Source organism: Agrobacterium sp. AGB01 (assembly GCF_014851585.1).
In the GTDB taxonomy this organism is placed as follows: Bacteria; Pseudomonadota; Alphaproteobacteria; order Rhizobiales; family Rhizobiaceae; genus Agrobacterium.
In genome coordinates, this window is sequence record NZ_JACVAB010000012.1 from 1 (window position 1) to 15,787 (window position 15,787).

General features: G+C 55.9%; 18 protein-coding genes and 1 pseudogene. 9 read left to right on the plus strand and 10 right to left on the minus strand.

Annotated elements, in window-relative coordinates; translation table 11 throughout:
* Window positions 1-102, plus strand: a pseudogene (locus IB237_RS25890) (IS110 family transposase); the annotation flags it as partial.
* A 402-nt stretch (window positions 103-504) separates the two neighbouring features.
* On the opposite strand, the gene IB237_RS25895 reads toward IB237_RS25890, so the two are convergent.
* The 3 genes from IB237_RS25895 to IB237_RS25905 form a co-directional block, all read right to left on the minus strand.
* Window positions 505-1,521 carry an IS5 family transposase gene (locus tag IB237_RS25895; RefSeq protein ID WP_192491633.1) on the minus strand — a complete coding sequence of 339 codons (1,017 nt, stop codon included), beginning with the start codon at window positions 1,519-1,521 and terminating at the stop codon, window positions 505-507.
* Window positions 1,522-1,667: 146 nt separating this feature from the next.
* The gene (locus IB237_RS25900) at window positions 1,668-2,036 is read right to left on the minus strand and encodes a hypothetical protein (RefSeq protein ID WP_192491634.1); all 369 of its coding nucleotides are present in this window, start codon (window positions 2,034-2,036) and stop codon (window positions 1,668-1,670) included.
* 4 nt (window positions 2,037-2,040) lie between these two features.
* On the minus strand, window positions 2,041-2,382 hold the full coding sequence (locus IB237_RS25905; protein WP_192491635.1) for a hypothetical protein: 342 nt from the start codon (window positions 2,380-2,382) through the stop codon (window positions 2,041-2,043).
* Between the two features lie 309 nt (window positions 2,383-2,691).
* Between IB237_RS25905 and IB237_RS25910 the strand changes: the two genes are divergently transcribed.
* Complete coding sequence (locus tag IB237_RS25910) at window positions 2,692-3,174, plus strand: hypothetical protein (RefSeq protein WP_192491636.1); 483 nt, start codon at window positions 2,692-2,694, stop codon at window positions 3,172-3,174.
* Window positions 3,175-3,274: 100 nt separating this feature from the next.
* Here IB237_RS25910 and IB237_RS25915 read toward each other — a convergent pair whose 3' ends face one another.
* From IB237_RS25915 to IB237_RS25925, 3 genes are all read right to left on the minus strand, one after another.
* Window positions 3,275-3,709, minus strand: coding sequence for a hypothetical protein (locus IB237_RS25915; protein WP_192491637.1), 435 nt, complete (start codon window positions 3,707-3,709; stop codon window positions 3,275-3,277).
* Window positions 3,710-3,711: 2 nt separating this feature from the next.
* Complete coding sequence (locus IB237_RS25920; RefSeq protein WP_192491638.1) at window positions 3,712-4,071, minus strand: hypothetical protein; 360 nt, start codon at window positions 4,069-4,071, stop codon at window positions 3,712-3,714.
* A gap of 220 nt (window positions 4,072-4,291) precedes the next feature.
* A complete protein-coding gene (locus IB237_RS25925) occupies window positions 4,292-4,612 on the minus strand; it encodes a hypothetical protein (protein ID WP_192491639.1) in 321 nt (106 codons plus the stop codon).
* Window positions 4,613-6,349: 1,737 nt separating this feature from the next.
* On the opposite strand from IB237_RS25925, the gene IB237_RS25930 reads away from it, so the two are divergent.
* The 3 genes from IB237_RS25930 to IB237_RS25940 are packed head-to-tail and all read left to right on the plus strand — an operon-like array spanning window position 6,350 to window position 8,942.
* A complete protein-coding gene (locus IB237_RS25930) occupies window positions 6,350-7,246 on the plus strand; it encodes an ABC transporter substrate-binding protein (protein WP_192491640.1) in 897 nt (298 codons plus the stop codon).
* 4 nt (window positions 7,247-7,250) lie between these two features.
* The gene (locus IB237_RS25935) at window positions 7,251-8,162 is read left to right on the plus strand and encodes an amino acid ABC transporter permease (protein WP_192491641.1); all 912 of its coding nucleotides are present in this window, start codon (window positions 7,251-7,253) and stop codon (window positions 8,160-8,162) included.
* A gap of 3 nt (window positions 8,163-8,165) precedes the next feature.
* Window positions 8,166-8,942, plus strand: a complete 777-nt coding sequence (locus IB237_RS25940) for an amino acid ABC transporter ATP-binding protein (RefSeq protein WP_192491642.1) — start codon at window positions 8,166-8,168, stop codon at window positions 8,940-8,942.
* Between the two features lie 31 nt (window positions 8,943-8,973).
* On the opposite strand, the gene IB237_RS25945 is transcribed toward IB237_RS25940, so the two are convergent.
* Window positions 8,974-9,849, minus strand: a complete 876-nt coding sequence (locus IB237_RS25945; protein WP_192491643.1) for a LysR substrate-binding domain-containing protein — start codon at window positions 9,847-9,849, stop codon at window positions 8,974-8,976.
* Between the two features lie 110 nt (window positions 9,850-9,959).
* Between IB237_RS25945 and IB237_RS25950 the strand changes: the two genes are divergently transcribed.
* The 3 genes from IB237_RS25950 to IB237_RS25960 all read left to right on the plus strand — a co-directional run bounded on the left by IB237_RS25950 (window position 9,960) and on the right by IB237_RS25960 (window position 12,984).
* Entirely contained in the window at window positions 9,960-11,174 is a 1,215-nt protein-coding gene (locus IB237_RS25950; protein WP_192491644.1) for a PLP-dependent aspartate aminotransferase family protein, read from the plus strand.
* Between the two features lie 40 nt (window positions 11,175-11,214).
* The gene (locus IB237_RS25955) at window positions 11,215-12,633 is read left to right on the plus strand and encodes a M20/M25/M40 family metallo-hydrolase (protein WP_192491645.1); all 1,419 of its coding nucleotides are present in this window, start codon (window positions 11,215-11,217) and stop codon (window positions 12,631-12,633) included.
* A gap of 210 nt (window positions 12,634-12,843) precedes the next feature.
* A complete protein-coding gene (locus IB237_RS25960; protein ID WP_192491646.1) occupies window positions 12,844-12,984 on the plus strand; it encodes a hypothetical protein in 141 nt (46 codons plus the stop codon).
* Between the two features lie 340 nt (window positions 12,985-13,324).
* Here the strand turns inward: IB237_RS25960 and IB237_RS25965 are convergent, their stop codons facing one another.
* The 3 genes from IB237_RS25965 to IB237_RS25975 form a co-directional block, all read right to left on the minus strand.
* A complete protein-coding gene (locus IB237_RS25965; RefSeq protein ID WP_192491647.1) occupies window positions 13,325-13,549 on the minus strand; it encodes a hypothetical protein in 225 nt (74 codons plus the stop codon).
* A 177-nt stretch (window positions 13,550-13,726) separates the two neighbouring features.
* Window positions 13,727-13,918, minus strand: a complete 192-nt coding sequence (locus tag IB237_RS25970; protein ID WP_192491648.1) for a hypothetical protein — start codon at window positions 13,916-13,918, stop codon at window positions 13,727-13,729.
* 2 nt (window positions 13,919-13,920) lie between these two features.
* The gene (locus IB237_RS25975; protein WP_192491649.1) at window positions 13,921-14,202 is read right to left on the minus strand and encodes a hypothetical protein; all 282 of its coding nucleotides are present in this window, start codon (window positions 14,200-14,202) and stop codon (window positions 13,921-13,923) included.
* Between the two features lie 716 nt (window positions 14,203-14,918).
* Here IB237_RS25975 and IB237_RS25980 point away from each other — a divergent pair.
* Entirely contained in the window at window positions 14,919-15,752 is an 834-nt protein-coding gene (locus IB237_RS25980) for an undecaprenyl-diphosphate phosphatase (protein WP_192491650.1), read from the plus strand.
* Window positions 15,753-15,787: the final 35 nt, after the last annotated feature.

Genomic DNA, 15,787 nt, shown 5'->3' on the forward strand with positions numbered 1-15,787 from the left:
GCTGGCAAACCCAAGATCGTCGCGATTGTCGCAACGATGCGAAAACTGCTGACCATTCTCAACGCCATCATCAGGGATCAAAAACCATGGCAAGACGCTTGACGAACAAGACAGTCGCTCATTCCCGCGCTCGTTGCGGGAATCTAGTCATTCCCAGTCTTGGGAATGGAAAGATTCTTTTCGTCACGCAGACGCGTGACGGCTGGATGCCTGTGACAAGCACGAGGCATGAGGAGAGTTTGTTGGGGCTGTTGGTGTAAAACAACTGACGATGAGCAAGCACATAACCCCTCACCAAGAAAATCTACGACTTAGCTGACGCTAAGACCGTGATTTTCTGTCCTCTCCCACAAGGGAACCATTGCATAACTGCCAGTTCAGCGTTTGCGGTTTAACACTGGCACAGTTTTCCTGGCCGCCCCTCTTCATTGAGGGCGGTTTTGGTTGTCTTTAGGTGGTGGATCGGTGTTTGAGGTGACCTGCGGACGCAGTTACCCCGTGAGGTCACGTGCTGATTGTCACCCAACGACGCATGTTGAACGCCATGACTGCAAGTAGAACCTGGGCAGAGGCCTTGGCAAGACCAACGTAACGGATAGCGTTTAGCCCCATACGTCGCTTGAGAGTGGCAAAGGTCGTTTCGACGGCCGCGCGTTTACGTGACACCGCACGGTTGAAGCGACGGGCTGCGGCTTTGAGAACAGGATGATGTTTGTTGGGACGCTTCATCAGACCGCAGCCTATACCGCGCTCCCGAAGCATCCGCTCGCGTTGATGTGTATGGTAGGCGCTGTCGGCCAGAACCCGGGCCTCGTCCCCCACGATCAATTGGTCGGCAGGCACGGTATCGTTGACATTGGCAGGCGTGGTGATGACCCGACGGATCAGGCCTGAGCCTTCGTCCACACCGACATGAGCCTTGTAGCCATAACTCGAACCCTGCCGACCCTTGCGCCGTGTGAATGCCGCATCCGGATCAACAACAATACATGTTTCTGGGCCTGCTTTCGGTTCATGGTCAGCAAGGCCATCGTTGAGACCGCGACCTCGGTCTCGTGGTGGGCGAGCCGCCTGCGTTTCGATGACGGTGGCATCCAGCATCGTGCCACGACGCAAGATCAAACCAGCCGCATCCAACTGCCGATCCAATTCGGCAAACAGCTTCTCGAGAAGTTTAAGCTCCACCAACCGGTTGCGAAAGCGGCACAGTGTGGTGTGGTCAGGGACGGCTTCATCAAGGCCAAGCCCACAGAACCGCCGAAAGGACAGCCGGTCATAGATCGCTTCTTCAAGTTCTGCATCGGACAGACCGTAAAGCTGCTGCAGCATCAAAGCCTTGAACATGATGACAACGGGATAAGACGGTCGTCCGGTTAGGCCTTCTCGTGCCACAGGCCGCAAGACCTTCTCGAACCGATACCACTTGACGACCGAAGCCAATTTGCCCAGCCGATCCGGCCCACCACGCGTCGTGACAAGTGCATCGGCAAAGCTGAACTGACCCGTCGTCTTATCGACCATCAAACAAATCCTCCAAAGCTTTAAGATAGTGAATCATACTTCAGAGATTTTGCAACGGTCCACAAGGGTAGAGGTAAGGCGCCAGCCGCGCTGTTTCACGTCATCAAAACGTTAGAGATGTGTCGCAATGGGTGCCCCAACCGCCCTCATCCCTGCAGCGGCTGCATGACCGGCCCGTCACAATCCTCTATCTCGCTTTGCAGGCGATAATAATCATCGGTGTCGATGACGGCCACATAGGTTGCCAGCGTGCACAGGTCCATTCCCGAGCAGTAGAATGCGGCGTTGCCATCACAACCCGGCGGATAGGTGTTGGTGACAAAACCGCCAAACCGGTCGCAATAGACCACCGGCGCGCCATCGCGGAATTTTTCAACGCAACCGGCCACCCAATCGCCCGAGATGATGCGGGATTGCTGCGCCAGCGCTGCAGAGACCGGTGACAATAACAGGCCGGCACTGAGAACCGCACGGCAAAACACAGACGACATAAATGACGCAGGCATCAAAGGCATGGGCTTACTCCAGATAGGGGTTGGTCAGTTCGAGTTTGCAGATGCCGCGCTCGATATCGTCTGGCACACATTCGCTGAGAATGGTGACGGTGCAGTTTTTCTGATGGTTCTGGCGGGCAAGATATGGGCTGTAGCGCGGCTTTTCAGCCACTTTGATCTTCAGTCGGGCGACACCGCCTTCACAATCCGTATGGGTAAAGTGAATGTCGCTATTACAACCATTGACCCAGCTGTCGCCCTGCATGGTCATGCAGCGCACATCGGCGCGGGCACTGGGCGAAAACAGCAACAGGCTGAGGCATTGCGACAGCACAAAACACAGCAGTGATATCGATATTTTGCGCAACGCAGTGGCCCCCGAAAACCCTGTGCAGCACGCTAATAAAATCCGCCGCTGTCAGCATCACCCAAACGGGGGATTTCCCGCCTGTTATGGTCATATAGGCTGCTCGTATGTTGCTAAACTGGAGATATTTCTTTGCGATCCACTGGCAAGAGAAGCGCAGATTACACCGCCCAAACAAGCGCAGCCACGAAGGCACGCTGGAGCACTTATCTTTTGTCGTGTGTCGTATTCGGATTCATTTGTTCTGCAACGCTATCTGCCGGAGTCTCCTTCGCGTTTGAGCCTTCATGGTACAAAGAAGACTGGTCGATGGACCCAGAGATACACGCTTTACATCAAAAAATGATTGCTGCAGATCGAGCGCTTGATGCGGCTTCGAATCCCCCGCGGAACCAAGCTGAATTCGCGCGGCAAATGATTATAAACAGCACCTTGCACGAAGAATGGCGCGCGCTGATGCAGCGGAAGGCAAGCGGTTCCGCTGGCAGTGCCACGGCCAAATCTAACGCCCCGGCGGTTGGTAACAGTACGAAAATTGCTTCATGTGTTTCTCACAAAAAGCAACAAGGACTTGATGAATACAACAGGCCAGTTTGCAAAGTGGCGGTTCGTAACAGCTGCAAAGTCGCAGTAGAATGTTCCGCCGACATTAGCGGTACTGATGCAACCGGCACCCGCCATCGCCAACGTTATGCGCTTCATTTACCAGCGGGAAGCTCTGGTGAACGCGGAATAACACAGGTTATCGGATGTGACGAACCTGAAGTCAGTTGCAAGCCCTGGCAACAGTGACGTTGTGATTTGTTGGGCGGGTAAGAACTGAAATCCACGTTCTCACTGCGCATTGTCCAAATTGTTGCACACATCTTGCCGACCCTGCCGAAAGACAGGCTTACTGGTACGGGCGCAGATAGGTGGTGATGTAGTCGCCGCTGTGCCAGGCCTCGGCGCGCACCCGCGCATCGATGCCGGATGATGTGGTGGGGGTCAGCGCAAAAATGCGTTCTGCCAGCGCATCGCCCAGTTGCATGATGGCGTCGATTTCCGCCAGCTCATCTTCTAGCGCCATATCCTCGGGCATATCGCGGAAACGCTGGTCAGCAACCTTTGCGGCCTCATGCAGTTGTGCCTGCAAGGCAAGCAGCGCCTGATCATCCGCAGGCATCACCACCGGCGTAGTGCCGGGCTGTTGCGCAGGCTTGATATCAGCGGTTTCAACGGTTTGCTCTGTCATATGTGCTAGACGTCTCCAGGTGGTGTCATGCACCATGTCAGGGATTTGAGGCTGGTCTTCGGTGTTGTCAGGGTGGTTGGTGTGCTGTGTCATGATCAGCCCACCTGGTTGATGCGGCTTGCCAGCAATGCAGCACGGCGCATTTGGTAAGCCGGCTCACTATCTGCGTTCGCATGGTGATAGTCGTCAGTTTCAGCGTGGCACCAGTCTTCCACCGCCAGCATGTAGCGTGTGTATTCCGCGCCGTTATGCGGCCGGGCCGTAAACAGCATTTTGGCAAAGGGGCCGGTCAGCCGGAATGGCCGGTTGGGGGGCATTGTTTCACTACACCCGCCAAGGCTGAGGCCCGCAAAACGGCCAGCCGCCCCCGCACCAGCCTGCACTGGCGCCTTACGCTCAGGTTTTGGCTGGCGGGTGAAGTCTGCTGCGGCTGGCCGTTGATTTGCGGAATACATCTACAACTTCCTTCTGTAACTCATGGCAGGCATAATAGGGCTTCGCACTGTGCCGGGGATAAAGAAATGTGAATTAATTCCTATTCGCCGCCGCCATTTTGCAATTGATGATGGTTTTCAGCGGCTTGGGGGTGATCTACGGTTTCAGGCGCCGGTGAAATTTACCCGCATGACGAGAAACAACGTAGGTTTCAGTCGTCCATGCCCGGCAGGGTACGGGTTAAACCAGCTGCTTGTGCTGCTCCACCGCATCGGCCCATTCGATGGCCGCGTAACGGCCAATCACCGTCTTGTCGTTATGGATGACATTGACGATGCGCTTGAAAAGCTCCGTCTCGAAGGGCGTTTCGTCGCTGGCATCGCGGCTTAAGCAGCTGCCATCCTCCAGAAACACCGCCGTGACGTAAAAATCATCCGCATCGCCTTCCAGTTCAGCGCGGCCGGAAATCAGAATGCCGCTGTCCATACGGCCATGGATGGCAATGTTCAGCTCATCAAAATCGAGAAGCGCGGTTATCGGTGCGGTATTGAGCGATGCCATGGGCCAATCTCCTGATTTATCCTGTCTTCACGCATGACCTGCGCGTTAAATTGTACGGCGGCGAAGGCCATCAGCCCGGCCGCAAGGGCAAGGCCGGAAAGGTTCTGCAAAATGCCTGATATGTGACCGCCCTCCATTGAGCGCAACAAAACAACAACACGACAGCAACACTACGGACGCGCAAAGCTACCGGCTATTCCGGCCGGTTACATGCGGCTTGCTTCACTCTCTGACATTAGGTGCGAACAAGGTTGTTACGGTGAAATACTGGCGCCTTTAAAGGCTTTTCACGTAGGTGGTCGCGCCTGCTCTGATGCGGCATTTATACAACTCACAACACCACCGTCAACACTACAGCAACATCAAGCGCAACATTAATAACAACACTTTTGGCCGGCAGATTGCGAGTGGTTTGGTGGTCCAGCAATGCTGCTGTTTTCTTGCTAGAGGATTGAAAATGAATAAGTGCTGCACTCTTTCTTTCAAAGACTGAAGAGAGACAGAAAATAGGATGCGGCGGTGCTGCGTTAGCAGGTGTTGAGTGCAAGGTTTATGGGCAGCAGGCTGCGCCACTTCAACATTATCATGGGTTTGGGCGGGGTTTCGGGTGTCAAGCGCTGACGGTTTGGGGTCAAAAGAACCCCTCACCTGATAAATCTATCACTTAGCACGCTAAGATGATGATTTTTCTTCCTCTCCCACAAGGGTAGAGGTAAAGGCGCCGAGCGGCAAACCCAACCCATGAACGCTATCCTATGTCGTTCAGTGCAACCAACATACTCCCCCTCATCTCTGTGCTTATCACAGAGATCCAGGCCATCCCCAGTCTTTGGGCTGAAAAGAAGCCTTTCGCCGCGCCGACGCGCGTCGGCTGGATTCCTGTGACGAGCACAGGAATGAGGATCGGTTGGCGCAATATTTGAGCAAGACGAGCATCGACAGCTGACTAACCCCTCACCTGAAAAATCTATCACTTAGCACGCGAAGGTGATGATTTTTATTCCTCTCCCACAGGGGTAGAGGTAAGGCGCCGAGTGGCGCCCCCACCACCCTCTTTCCCGCACTTGTTGCGGGAATCTAGTCATCCCCATTCTTTGGGCTGAAAAGAGGCCTTTCGCCGCGCAGACGCACGTCGGCTGGATTCCTGTGACAGGCACAGTAATGAGGATCGGTTGGGGTAGATGTAGGCGTTCGGACCGCTGGCATCGGTCAACCATTCCCTCAACGTCATCCTCGCCCTTGAGGCGAGGATCTAACCACGCCAGCCGCATTCGTTTCGTTTGACGAGATGTGGCTGGATACTTGGGACAGGCCCGAGAATGACGGTGGGTATGGGGTAAGGCGGAACATGACCCCTCACCTGAAAAATCTATCACTTAGCAAGCTAAGATGATGATTTTTCTTCCTCTCCCACAAGGGTAGAGGTAGGAGCGCCGAGCGGCAAACTCAACTTCCCTCACCCCTGTGCTCGTCACAGGGGTCCAGGCCCATCCCCAGTCTTGGGGATAAAAAGAATCTTTTGCCCCAACCTCGCTCTCCTTTGCGCTCGCTGTGGGCATGGCACCGGCGTCAGTTTCTGCGGCGCGCGGTTGCGAAAGCAATAACCTCAGCGAATAGAGTGGCCCGATCTTATTATTGGACGGACTGTTTTGCCGGTCCCATAGTGTCATGGTCGGATGATGATGGTGATCCTCCCAAGCGTCACTCAATCCGTCGCAAAACAACATGGGGAACAAAATGAACAAGACACTTACTCATCTGCCGGTGTTTGCCGCGCTCGCTGTTCTATCACTCAGCGGCCAGAGCCTGGCGCAGAGTTTCGACACCTCCTCCATCAAGGTTGAGGACAGTTTGGCCGCCCGATTGCCGGAAAAAATCAAGGCAAGCGGTGTCCTGACGATCGGCTCCGATACGGCCTATGCGCCCTGGGAGTTTCTGAGCGAAAAGGATGGCCAGACCCCTGAGGGTATTGATGTCGATATTGCCAATGCCATTGGCAGGAAGCTTGGCGTCAAAATCGATTTCCAGACATCGGCTTTTGAAGCCATTCTGCCGGCCCTTGGCAGCAAGTTCGACATTGGCGTTTCGGCGTTTTCCGTCACCAATGAACGCATGAAAGCCGTCAATTTCGTCAGCTATGCGGATACGGGCAGCATGTGGGCGGTGAAGGCCGGCAACCCGGCCAAGTTCGATCCCGCTGACCTATGCGGCCGCAAGATCGCCATCCAATCGGGCAGCTACCATGAAAAGGCAGTGATTGCTGAAAACGAGCTCTGCAAATCCGCAGGCAAGGCCGAAATCGACATTCTGCCGTTTTCCAAACAGCCGGAAGCGCTGACCCGCGTTGCGGCTGGCGGTGCAGATGCCACCGTGTCTGGCGAGGCAGGTATCGGTTATGCGGCAAAGCAGTCTAACGGTGCGTTTGAAACCATGAAGCCGGCTGGCGGTGCGTTAAGCAAGCATGGTCCAAACGGCATTGCCGTTGCCAAATCCGATATGGCGTTGACGCAGTTGATCGCCGACACCATCAACGCCTTGATCGCCGACGGTACCTACAAGGCACTGCTCGACACCTGGGGTGTTGGTTCCGTGATCGTCGACCAGGCGCGCGTCAATCCCGAAGTGAAGATCTGAACCGATGGCCACTGATGTCGACAATATTGGAACCGGCTTTACGCCGGTTCCCCTCGAAAAGGCCAGCGTCACGCGCAACATCGTCGTGCCGCGTCGCCATCCCGGCCGCTGGCTTGCCATTGCCATCCTGGCTGTTGTTTCGCTGCAGATCGCGCAGGCCGTTTCGGTCAATCCCAATTTCCACTGGGATGTTTACGCCACCCACCTGTTTTCCCCACAGGTTATACGGGGGGTCGGCTGGACGCTGATTTTGACCGTGGTCGCAATGACCGTTGCGATTGTGATGGCTGCGCTTTTGGTGATCATGCGCGACAGTGACAATCCCGTCTTGCGCGGCATTGCCTATGGTTGGGTGTGGTTCTTCCGGGGAACGCCGATTTATACGCAGCTGCTGTTCTGGGGTCTGTTTGCGGTTCTGTTTCCCCATCTCAGCCTTGCGATACCTTTTGGCCCCGAGGTCATCAGCGTCGAAACCAAATACATTGTCACGCCGGCAATAGCGGCCATCCTCGGCCTTGGTTTCAACGAGTCCGCCTATCTCACGGAAATCTTCCGGGCCGGTTTCAACTCGCTTGATCGTGGGCAGGCTGAAGCGGCGCAGGCACTGGGCATGAAACCTGCAAAAATCTGGTGGCGTATTCTCATGCCGCAGGCGATGCGGGTGATTATACCGCCGACGGGCAATGAGACCATTGGCATGTTGAAAATGACATCGCTGGTGCTTGCCGTGCCATTCACACTCGACCTGACCTTTGCGACCAATGCCATCTCGAACCGTCTTTACCTGCCGATCCCGCTGCTGCTGGTTGCCGGCACCTGGTACCTCGCCATCACCAGCCTGCTGATGGTCGGCCAGCATTTCCTCGAACGCCATTTCGGTAAAGGCGTTTCCGTTCACCCGACACGGGCGGAGTAGACCATGAACGCACATGTTTCAGAGTTCTGCGTTGAAATGCAGAATATCCACAAATTCTATGGTCCCGTCCATGCGCTGAAGGGTGTGGACATGCGCGTGCGGCGTGGCGAAGTTTGCGTTGCCATAGGTCCGTCCGGTTCGGGAAAATCAACGCTGCTGCGATGCATCAACCAGCTGGAGAGCATTTCGGCCGGACGGGTGTTTGTCAAAGGTGAGTTGCAGGGTTTTACCGAACACAACGACCGTTTTCACCCGCTCGCACCGGCGCAGATCGCCGCACAACGCCGCCTGACGGGAATGGTTTTCCAGCGTTTTCACCTGTTTCCGCACATGACCGCCCGCGAAAACGTCATGGAGGGTCCGCGCCACGTCAAAGGCTGGTCACGAGAGCAAGCCGGAAAAAAGGCCGATGATCTGCTGAGACGTGTCGGGCTGGATGGGTTTGGCAGCCGTTATCCCACGCAGCTTTCCGGTGGACAGCAGCAGCGCGTGGCAATCGCTCGCGCCCTGGCGATGGAGCCTGAGGTGATGCTGTTTGATGAGCCGACCTCGGCGCTCGACCCGGAACTGGTCGGTGAAGTTCTCGATGTCATCAAGGATCTGGCGCGCAGCGGCATCACGATGGTGGTCGTCACGCATGAAATCGGTTTTGCCCGGGAAGTGGGAAACCATCTTGTCTTCATGGACCAAGGGCAGATCGTCGAGGAAGGACATCCGCGCACCATGCTCACCAGTCCGCAAAACCCGCGCACAGCCGCCTTTCTCTCCAAGGTGCTGTGAGGCCGCGATGTTCAGGACCAGGCCAAAGCACTCAAATCGCGTCGCGCAGCACCCGGATGAAGTCCTCCAGAATTGTGGACGGCAGACGATTGGGCGGCGTGATCAGCAGCGTTCTGAAATGGAGCGCCGGTTCGAAGGGTCGCAGGGTCAATCCGTGGCCTTCGTAGGGTTCGGCCGTGAGCGGGTTGACCAGGCCAACGCCGATGCCAGCGGCCACCATGGCGCAGATCGTCGTCGAATACGGCGTTTCCATCACGGTGCGGACAGTAATGCCCTCCTTTGCGAAGGCGATTTCCGCTTCGCGCCGGGTGGTGTCTTCGGGCGCCAGTGCAACAAAGGCCTGGCCGGCAAGATCGACCGGGCGGATGACCTCAAGGGCTTCAAGCGCATGTCCCCTGGGCAATGCGACGGCCACCCGGAACTGGGCGAATTCCTCAACCTCCACACCGGTGCGGTCAATCTCGTCTGCAACAATGCCAAGGTCGAATTGGCCAGATGCCACCAGATCGCGCACGTTGGACGACATGCGCGCCTGGAATGTGACGGCGACATTCGGATTGGCCTGCATGAAAGCGTGAAGAGCGCGCGGCAGGACATTGGTCGACAGCGCCGACAGACAGGCGATGCGGATCTCACCGGAACCGTAATCCCGGATGCGGGCGGCTGCGCCGCGAAGATGGGTCAATCCGAGAAAGGCCTGCTCGACCTCCCGGAAAAACAACTGTCCCTCCTGGGTCGGTTGCAAGCGCCCCTTGATCCGCTTGAAAAGATCAAAGCCAAGCGAACGCTCCAGTTCCTGGATCATCTTGCTGATGGCGGGCTGGGAGACGTGAAGAACCTCGGCAGCGCGCGCCGTCGTGCCATTGGTCATCACCACGCGAAAGACTTCCACCTGTCTCAGGTTCACCAGCAGCTCCACCAACAATCAATAACTTTTACGAATAGCAGTAGCGCAGATTTGCCCGTTTCGGAATTGATTTCCGCAAACGCACAGCATTTGTTCCGAAAGGCCTTGCCATGAACGATCTCACCCAATGCGTCCTTACGCCCGCAGTACCAACGGAAGGTTTTACACCGCTCGGTATTGGTACTCATCGCGCCTCGACGATCGTCTTCAAGGACGCCGCAGCCTATGCATCGCGTGGCGAACGCGGCCATGAGGGATATTCTTACGGCCTTTATGGCACGCCAACCACCCGGACACTGGAAGCCAAGCTGACGAGCCTTGAGGAAGGTGCCTGGACATTTCTGACGCCTTCGGGTCAGGCGGCCAATGCACTGGCGGTTCTGCCGTTTCTGGCGGCCGGTGATCACATTCTGATTGCCGATACCGCCTACCCGCCAATGCGTGATCTGGCAGAGACCGATTTGCGGCGCCTCGGTGTCGATGTCGAATTCTTCGATCCCCGTTCGCCAGACGATGTCGCCTCCAGAATGCGGCCAACCACCAGGATTGTCTGGTGCGAAAGCCCCGGTTCAACGACGATGGAAATTCTGGACCTGCCACGCATTGCGGCCATCGCCCATGAGCATGGTGCATTGGTTGGTGTCGACAACACCTGGGCGACACCGCTCAATTTCAAGCCGCTGGCGCATGGCGCCGATATCGTCACCGAGGCGCTGACCAAGTTTGTGTCGGGCCATTCCGATGTGCTGATGGGCTCCATCACCGTTCGCGATGGCAGCCTGATCAAACCGATCCGCTCGCTGATCGGCAGAATGGGCATCGGTGTCTCACCCGATGATGCCTCGCTTGTGCTGCGTGGCTTTGAGACGCTTGGCGTGCGCCTGCGCCATTCAGAGCGGGTTGCGCTTGATTTTGCCCGCAGGATTGAAGGCCATCCTCTCGTGACGCAAGTTCTTCATCCTGCCTTGGAATCCTTCGCCGATCACGCGGTGTGGAAGCGGGATTTTCTCGGATCAAGCGGTGTTTTCAGCATCGTTTTCACGCCGGAGGCATCGGCCCATGTCGCGGCGTCGCTCGACGCGTTGCAGGTGTTTGCCATTGGCGCGTCATGGGGCGGCACCCGCAGCCTTGCCGCGCCCATGTCCATCACCGGCTTTCGCAGTGCGACCGACTGGGGCGGTCCCGACATCATATTGCGCCTTAGCATCGGCTTGGAAGATGAAGGCGAACTCTGGGAGGACGTGAGCCGCCTGCTGGCTTTCCTTGACGAAAAGTGCAGCGGAACAACAAGCGAGACGTCGGTGAAAACGGCCCGTCACGGCTGATATCGGCCGCGATATTTCAACACTGCTGGAAGGACAAGACGTGCCAAAGACAGAAGACGTGCTGCGCGATATCGACGACAGGTTTGACATCACGCTCAGCAAATTGCTTGAACTGGTTTCGATCCCGTCGATATCCAGCGACCCTTCCGGCAAACACGGAATTGAACGGGCAGCCGAATGGCTGAAACATGAGCTGTCGTCGATGGGGCTTGCGGCCGATATTATCGCCACCAAGGGGCACCCGGTCGTTCTTGCCCGCTCCTTCACGGCTTCAACCGAAACCCTTTCAGCGGGCAAAAAACCGCGTCTGCTGTTTTACGGGCACTATGACGTTCAGCCGGTGGGTGATGAAGGTGCGTGGAAACACCCGCCCTTTGCGCCTGATATCATTGAGGAAGATGGCGTCCACAGGTTTTACGGACGCGGGACATCCGACAGCAAGAGCCAGTTGTGGACGTTCATCGAGGCGTTGCGGGCGTGGAAAAACGTGCATGGCGAATTTCCAGCAGAGGTTATCGTGCTGCTGGAAGGAGAGGAAGAGTGCGGATCGGCGAGCTTGCCGGACTTTATTGAGGCACACAGGCATGAACTGGCCTGTGATGTCGCCTTCATTTGTGATGCCGAAATGTGGACCGCCACCCAGCCGGCCATCACCACCCAGCTCAAAGGGCTGGTGCATGAACGTGTCACGATCCTTGCGCCCAATGCGGACCTGCATTCGGGACATTACGGCGCGGTTGCCGCCAACCCGATAAGGATCCTCAGCAGCATTCTGGCAAGCCTGCATGACGACAAGGGCCGTGTCACCATCCGTGGTTTTTATGATGGGGTTCATGATATTCCGGACACCATACGCCAGCAGTGGCAGGACCTTTCCCGGCAACCGGAACTGTTTGCCGATGTCGATCTGACCGGTGGCATCACCGAGGAAGGCTACTCGCCGATTGAAGCGATGTGGGGTCGTCCAACTGTCGATATCAACGGCATTACCGGCGGTAACCAGGGGCCGGGTGAACGGTCCGTGCTGCCGGGGTCGGCAACTGCGCGGCTGTCGTTTCGGCTGGTGGCCGGACAATCGCCAGAGGCAATCCGCCAGCAATTCCGCAGCCATGTCGAACGGTTGATACCGAGAGGTTGCCGCGTTGAGTTCGAGGGTTACGGTGGCAGTTCGGCGGTCGTGCTGTCGCAAGACAGCCCCTACCTGAAAGCGGCGGCCCGCGGCCTTGAAAAGGAATGGCAAAGCCCGGCCATTTTGCGCGGAACAGGTGGTGCCATCCCGCTGGTTGAACAGCTCGGCAAGGCACTGCAGACAGAATGCGTGGTCATCGGTTTCATTTTGCCGAGCGATGCCATCCATGCTCCCGACGAACACTATGATAGCGAACGCCTGCGCCAGGGCGCACGCAGCTGGATTCGTATTTTCGAAGAGATTGAGGCTGCGACAGATTTTCGGACTTAGGCAGCCTATGACACAGACAGAACCGCCCGGGCGCAATCGACCCTCCACCCATCATCGTGCAGAGTTACCGGCGTTTGGTGCGCGGCATGTGAGGGGTGCGTCAAAAAGACCGCTCCTTATATCTTGCAACAAAGGCTTCTGAGGCGCATTTCGAGTGGGCGCTATCCTTGCGGATAGACAATTCCAAGCAACAGAATGGAAGTACTCGAAATGTCTGACGGTTCTTGGGTAGAATTGTTTCCTTACATCTTCTTCCCGTTCAAGATCATAGTGCTCGGCATCGGCATGTTTTATGCCATCAAGTGGCACCGCGATCAGGCTAAAAAGGATGAGGCGACCAAGGGACACTGAGCGTCAACTGGCGTCCGCTTGCTTCAAGCCCATATGAGGTTAGAAGCGATAAGGACCCGCTCCCAGGCCGCCACGACTAAATGTAGGGGCGACTTGCGTAGCAGAGTGCTGAGGACAACCTCGCCTCGTGCACCGGGTCCACACAATTTTTCCGTAAGCTTGTCGGCAGGAAGCTCGCCCCCAACTCGACACCCACCAGCCCAAACTGCGGAAAGAGATTGGCGGCGCAACCCGCTGACAGAACAACGCCGCCTGGAGTAATCCAAAGCGGCATTGCATTGCCGTTGCTATCCCTCGCAAGCCGCGTCACGTAGGATTAGCCCCTGATAAATCGAATGGTTTATTTCTCTGTTCGCAATTCGTCTTTGGCGATTTCATGCAGGCGTTCGAATAAAGCGGTTTCGATGTCAGGTTGAACGAAGAGCGCCGGATCAAGTGCGGCCGCCTCCAATGTTCGGTCGGCAATTTTTCGCTTCTTCCACCTATTTGACGTGTATAGGGATGCTCTATCGTAAAGAGCCTGTCGCACTTCAAAACGACTATCCTTGCGCGACGAAGGGTCCATGATGCTCCTCCATTAATCGCTGCTAAAGGATTATTTTAGCCAGAACTAAATAGGCTGTCGACTCATAAGTCAGCGTATTGTCGTGCTTGAACGAGCCACCCCATCATCATCTGATCGCAAATAAACAAAGCCGCCTGGAGTGATCCAAGGCGGCCTTTTGTTATCGCAATCCGTTGCTCACAAATCAGCGAACAACTTGTCAGCCGTATCTTCGCCGTTACGATAGCGCTGTAAAATCAAACTGCAATGTGGCAGCAATTCTTCCGCGTTTCGGTCGTTTTTTTCGCACCACACAAGAAAAAGGTCGATTAACAGTTCAAGTTCACCAGCCTCCACCTGCGCGGCGTGGCGTACAGGGTTATTTTGCACTGCTACCCCTCCCGTTGCCAAAGCTGATGTCCAATCGGACCTGGCTGGAACATGCTTTTGCTTATTCTTAGCTCCACAACGGCGGTCTCGTGCAGTAACCTTGCGAGCGCTATGTCGATGGGATCATCCTGCAAGATGGAGGGATCGCTCGTCGCCTTGAAAATTGTCTTTTCAACTATGCGCTGACGCATTTCCATGGACGATGTATAGAGCGCCACCCTCTTGGTGAGGAAGGGGCGTAGGTGAAACTGGACTACTGGATTTTCAATGGAGGGGATGGTCATGTGCCTCTCTCCGGTCCGGTAGGCTAGAGCACAGATCAACCCTCAGTCGTCAGCGCCTACGTGTTCGGTTGCTGACGATGGGCGATAATACGCCCTATTCTGCGGAGAGTCTAACAACCATTGCGGCCTGGTTACGAACCGCCGGCCCATCATCAAAGGTAGAGGCAGGGCAGAACCCCTCACCTGAAAAATCTATCACTTAGCAAGCTAAGGTGATGATTTTTCTTCCTCTCCCACAAGGGTAGAGGTAGGGCGCAAGTGGCGCGGCTCCGACCCATAACGTTGTCGTCTGTAACTCAGTGAGCGCCCCAACCTCCCTCTTCCCTGTGCTCGTCACAGGGATCCAGTCATCCCCAGTCTTAGGGATGGGAAAACTCTTTTCGCCGCGCCGACACGTGACGGCTGGATTCCTGTGACATCCCCTGTAAGCGGAACATCATCAAAGCTCCCTCAGAAGGGAACACCGGCTATGCAATAACGGCTTGGATTTTACTCTTCCTGTGTCTGGCCCAGTCGATCTTCAGGTCTTATAAGATGCAATCTCCATGTCCGGGCTGTGCTTCGCACAGACACTGCACGGATGCGGTTTATTGCAAGGCTGCGGACATATTCTCAACAATCCAAACGATATGACTGATCGCCGTTTCCAATGCTTCGCTTTACGAAATTGAAAATGGCACCGTTTTTTTCTTGAGCAAATTTTGAAAGGTTATTTGATGAGTGTGAGTTGGACCGATGCTGCTATTCTTGGTCTGCTGCAGGGACTGACGGAATTTCTTCCGGTTTCCTCCAGTGCGCATCTCAGGATTGCCGGTGAGTTTCTGCCATCAGGGGCTGATCCCGGCGCTGCCTTTACGGCAATTACCCAGATTGGTACCGAAGCAGCAGTCATCGTGTATTTCTGGAAGGATATCATGAACATTGCGACAGCCTGGCTTCGTCAGGTGTTTCGCATGGGCGCTTATGATGAGGATAACGCCCGGATGGGCTGGCTGGTGATTGTCGGTTCCCTGCCGATCGTCATCCTTGGCCTGCTTTTCAAAGACAATATCGAGCATGGCCTACGTAATCTCTACATCACCGCCGCCATGCTGATCATATTCGGCATAGCCTTGGGCGTGGCAGACCGCATCGGTCGCAAAACCCGCAGCCTTCGTTCGCTTGGATGGAGAGACGGTATTTTGTTCGGCTTTGCGCAGGCCATGGCGCTTATTCCGGGTGTGTCGCGCTCTGGCGGCACGATTACCGCCGGTCTGCTGATGGGCTACACGCGCGAAGCGGCTGCCCGATATTCCTTCCTTCTTGCAATTCCTGCGGTGTTCGGCTCCGGTTTCTACCAGCTGTTCAAGACGATGGGAGAAGATACACCCGTTGCAGCAGGACCAACGGCGCTTGCAACCTTGCTGGCGTTTCTGCTTGGTTATGCCGTCATCGTGGTGTTTTTGAAACTTGTGTCGACGAAGAGCTACATGCCCTTCGTCATCTACCGCATCGTGGTGGGCGCTCTCGTCATGCTGGGCCTGACGGCCGGCTGGTTGATGCCTCTGTAACGCCGCACACGTCTCAGCGTTTTACGGAGCCCCAT

What these genes read in the sequence shown, in the direction of transcription:
- IB237_RS25925 (WP_192491639.1), bottom strand. Translation starts at nt 4,612, where the DNA reads ATGGCATCGCTCAATACCGCACCGATAACCGCGCTTCTCGATTTTGAT.
- IB237_RS25975 (WP_192491649.1), bottom strand. Translation starts at nt 14,202, where the DNA reads ATGACCATCCCCTCCATTGAAAATCCAGTAGTCCAGTTTCACCTACGC.
- IB237_RS25960 (WP_192491646.1), top strand. Translation starts at nt 12,844, where the DNA reads ATGTCTGACGGTTCTTGGGTAGAATTGTTTCCTTACATCTTCTTCCCG.
- IB237_RS25935 (WP_192491641.1), top strand. Translation starts at nt 7,251, where the DNA reads ATGGCCACTGATGTCGACAATATTGGAACCGGCTTTACGCCGGTTCCC.
- IB237_RS25910 (WP_192491636.1), top strand. Translation starts at nt 2,692, where the DNA reads ATGGACCCAGAGATACACGCTTTACATCAAAAAATGATTGCTGCAGAT.
- IB237_RS25915 (WP_192491637.1), bottom strand. Translation starts at nt 3,709, where the DNA reads ATGACACAGCACACCAACCACCCTGACAACACCGAAGACCAGCCTCAA.
- IB237_RS25950 (WP_192491644.1), top strand. Translation starts at nt 9,960, where the DNA reads ATGAACGATCTCACCCAATGCGTCCTTACGCCCGCAGTACCAACGGAA.
- IB237_RS25980 (WP_192491650.1), top strand. Translation starts at nt 14,919, where the DNA reads ATGAGTGTGAGTTGGACCGATGCTGCTATTCTTGGTCTGCTGCAGGGA.
- IB237_RS25900 (WP_192491634.1), bottom strand. Translation starts at nt 2,036, where the DNA reads ATGCCTTTGATGCCTGCGTCATTTATGTCGTCTGTGTTTTGCCGTGCG.
- IB237_RS25940 (WP_192491642.1), top strand. Translation starts at nt 8,166, where the DNA reads ATGAACGCACATGTTTCAGAGTTCTGCGTTGAAATGCAGAATATCCAC.
- IB237_RS25920 (WP_192491638.1), bottom strand. Translation starts at nt 4,071, where the DNA reads ATGTATTCCGCAAATCAACGGCCAGCCGCAGCAGACTTCACCCGCCAG.
- IB237_RS25895 (WP_192491633.1), bottom strand. Translation starts at nt 1,521, where the DNA reads ATGGTCGATAAGACGACGGGTCAGTTCAGCTTTGCCGATGCACTTGTC.
- IB237_RS25930 (WP_192491640.1), top strand. Translation starts at nt 6,350, where the DNA reads ATGAACAAGACACTTACTCATCTGCCGGTGTTTGCCGCGCTCGCTGTT.
- IB237_RS25965 (WP_192491647.1), bottom strand. Translation starts at nt 13,549, where the DNA reads ATGGACCCTTCGTCGCGCAAGGATAGTCGTTTTGAAGTGCGACAGGCT.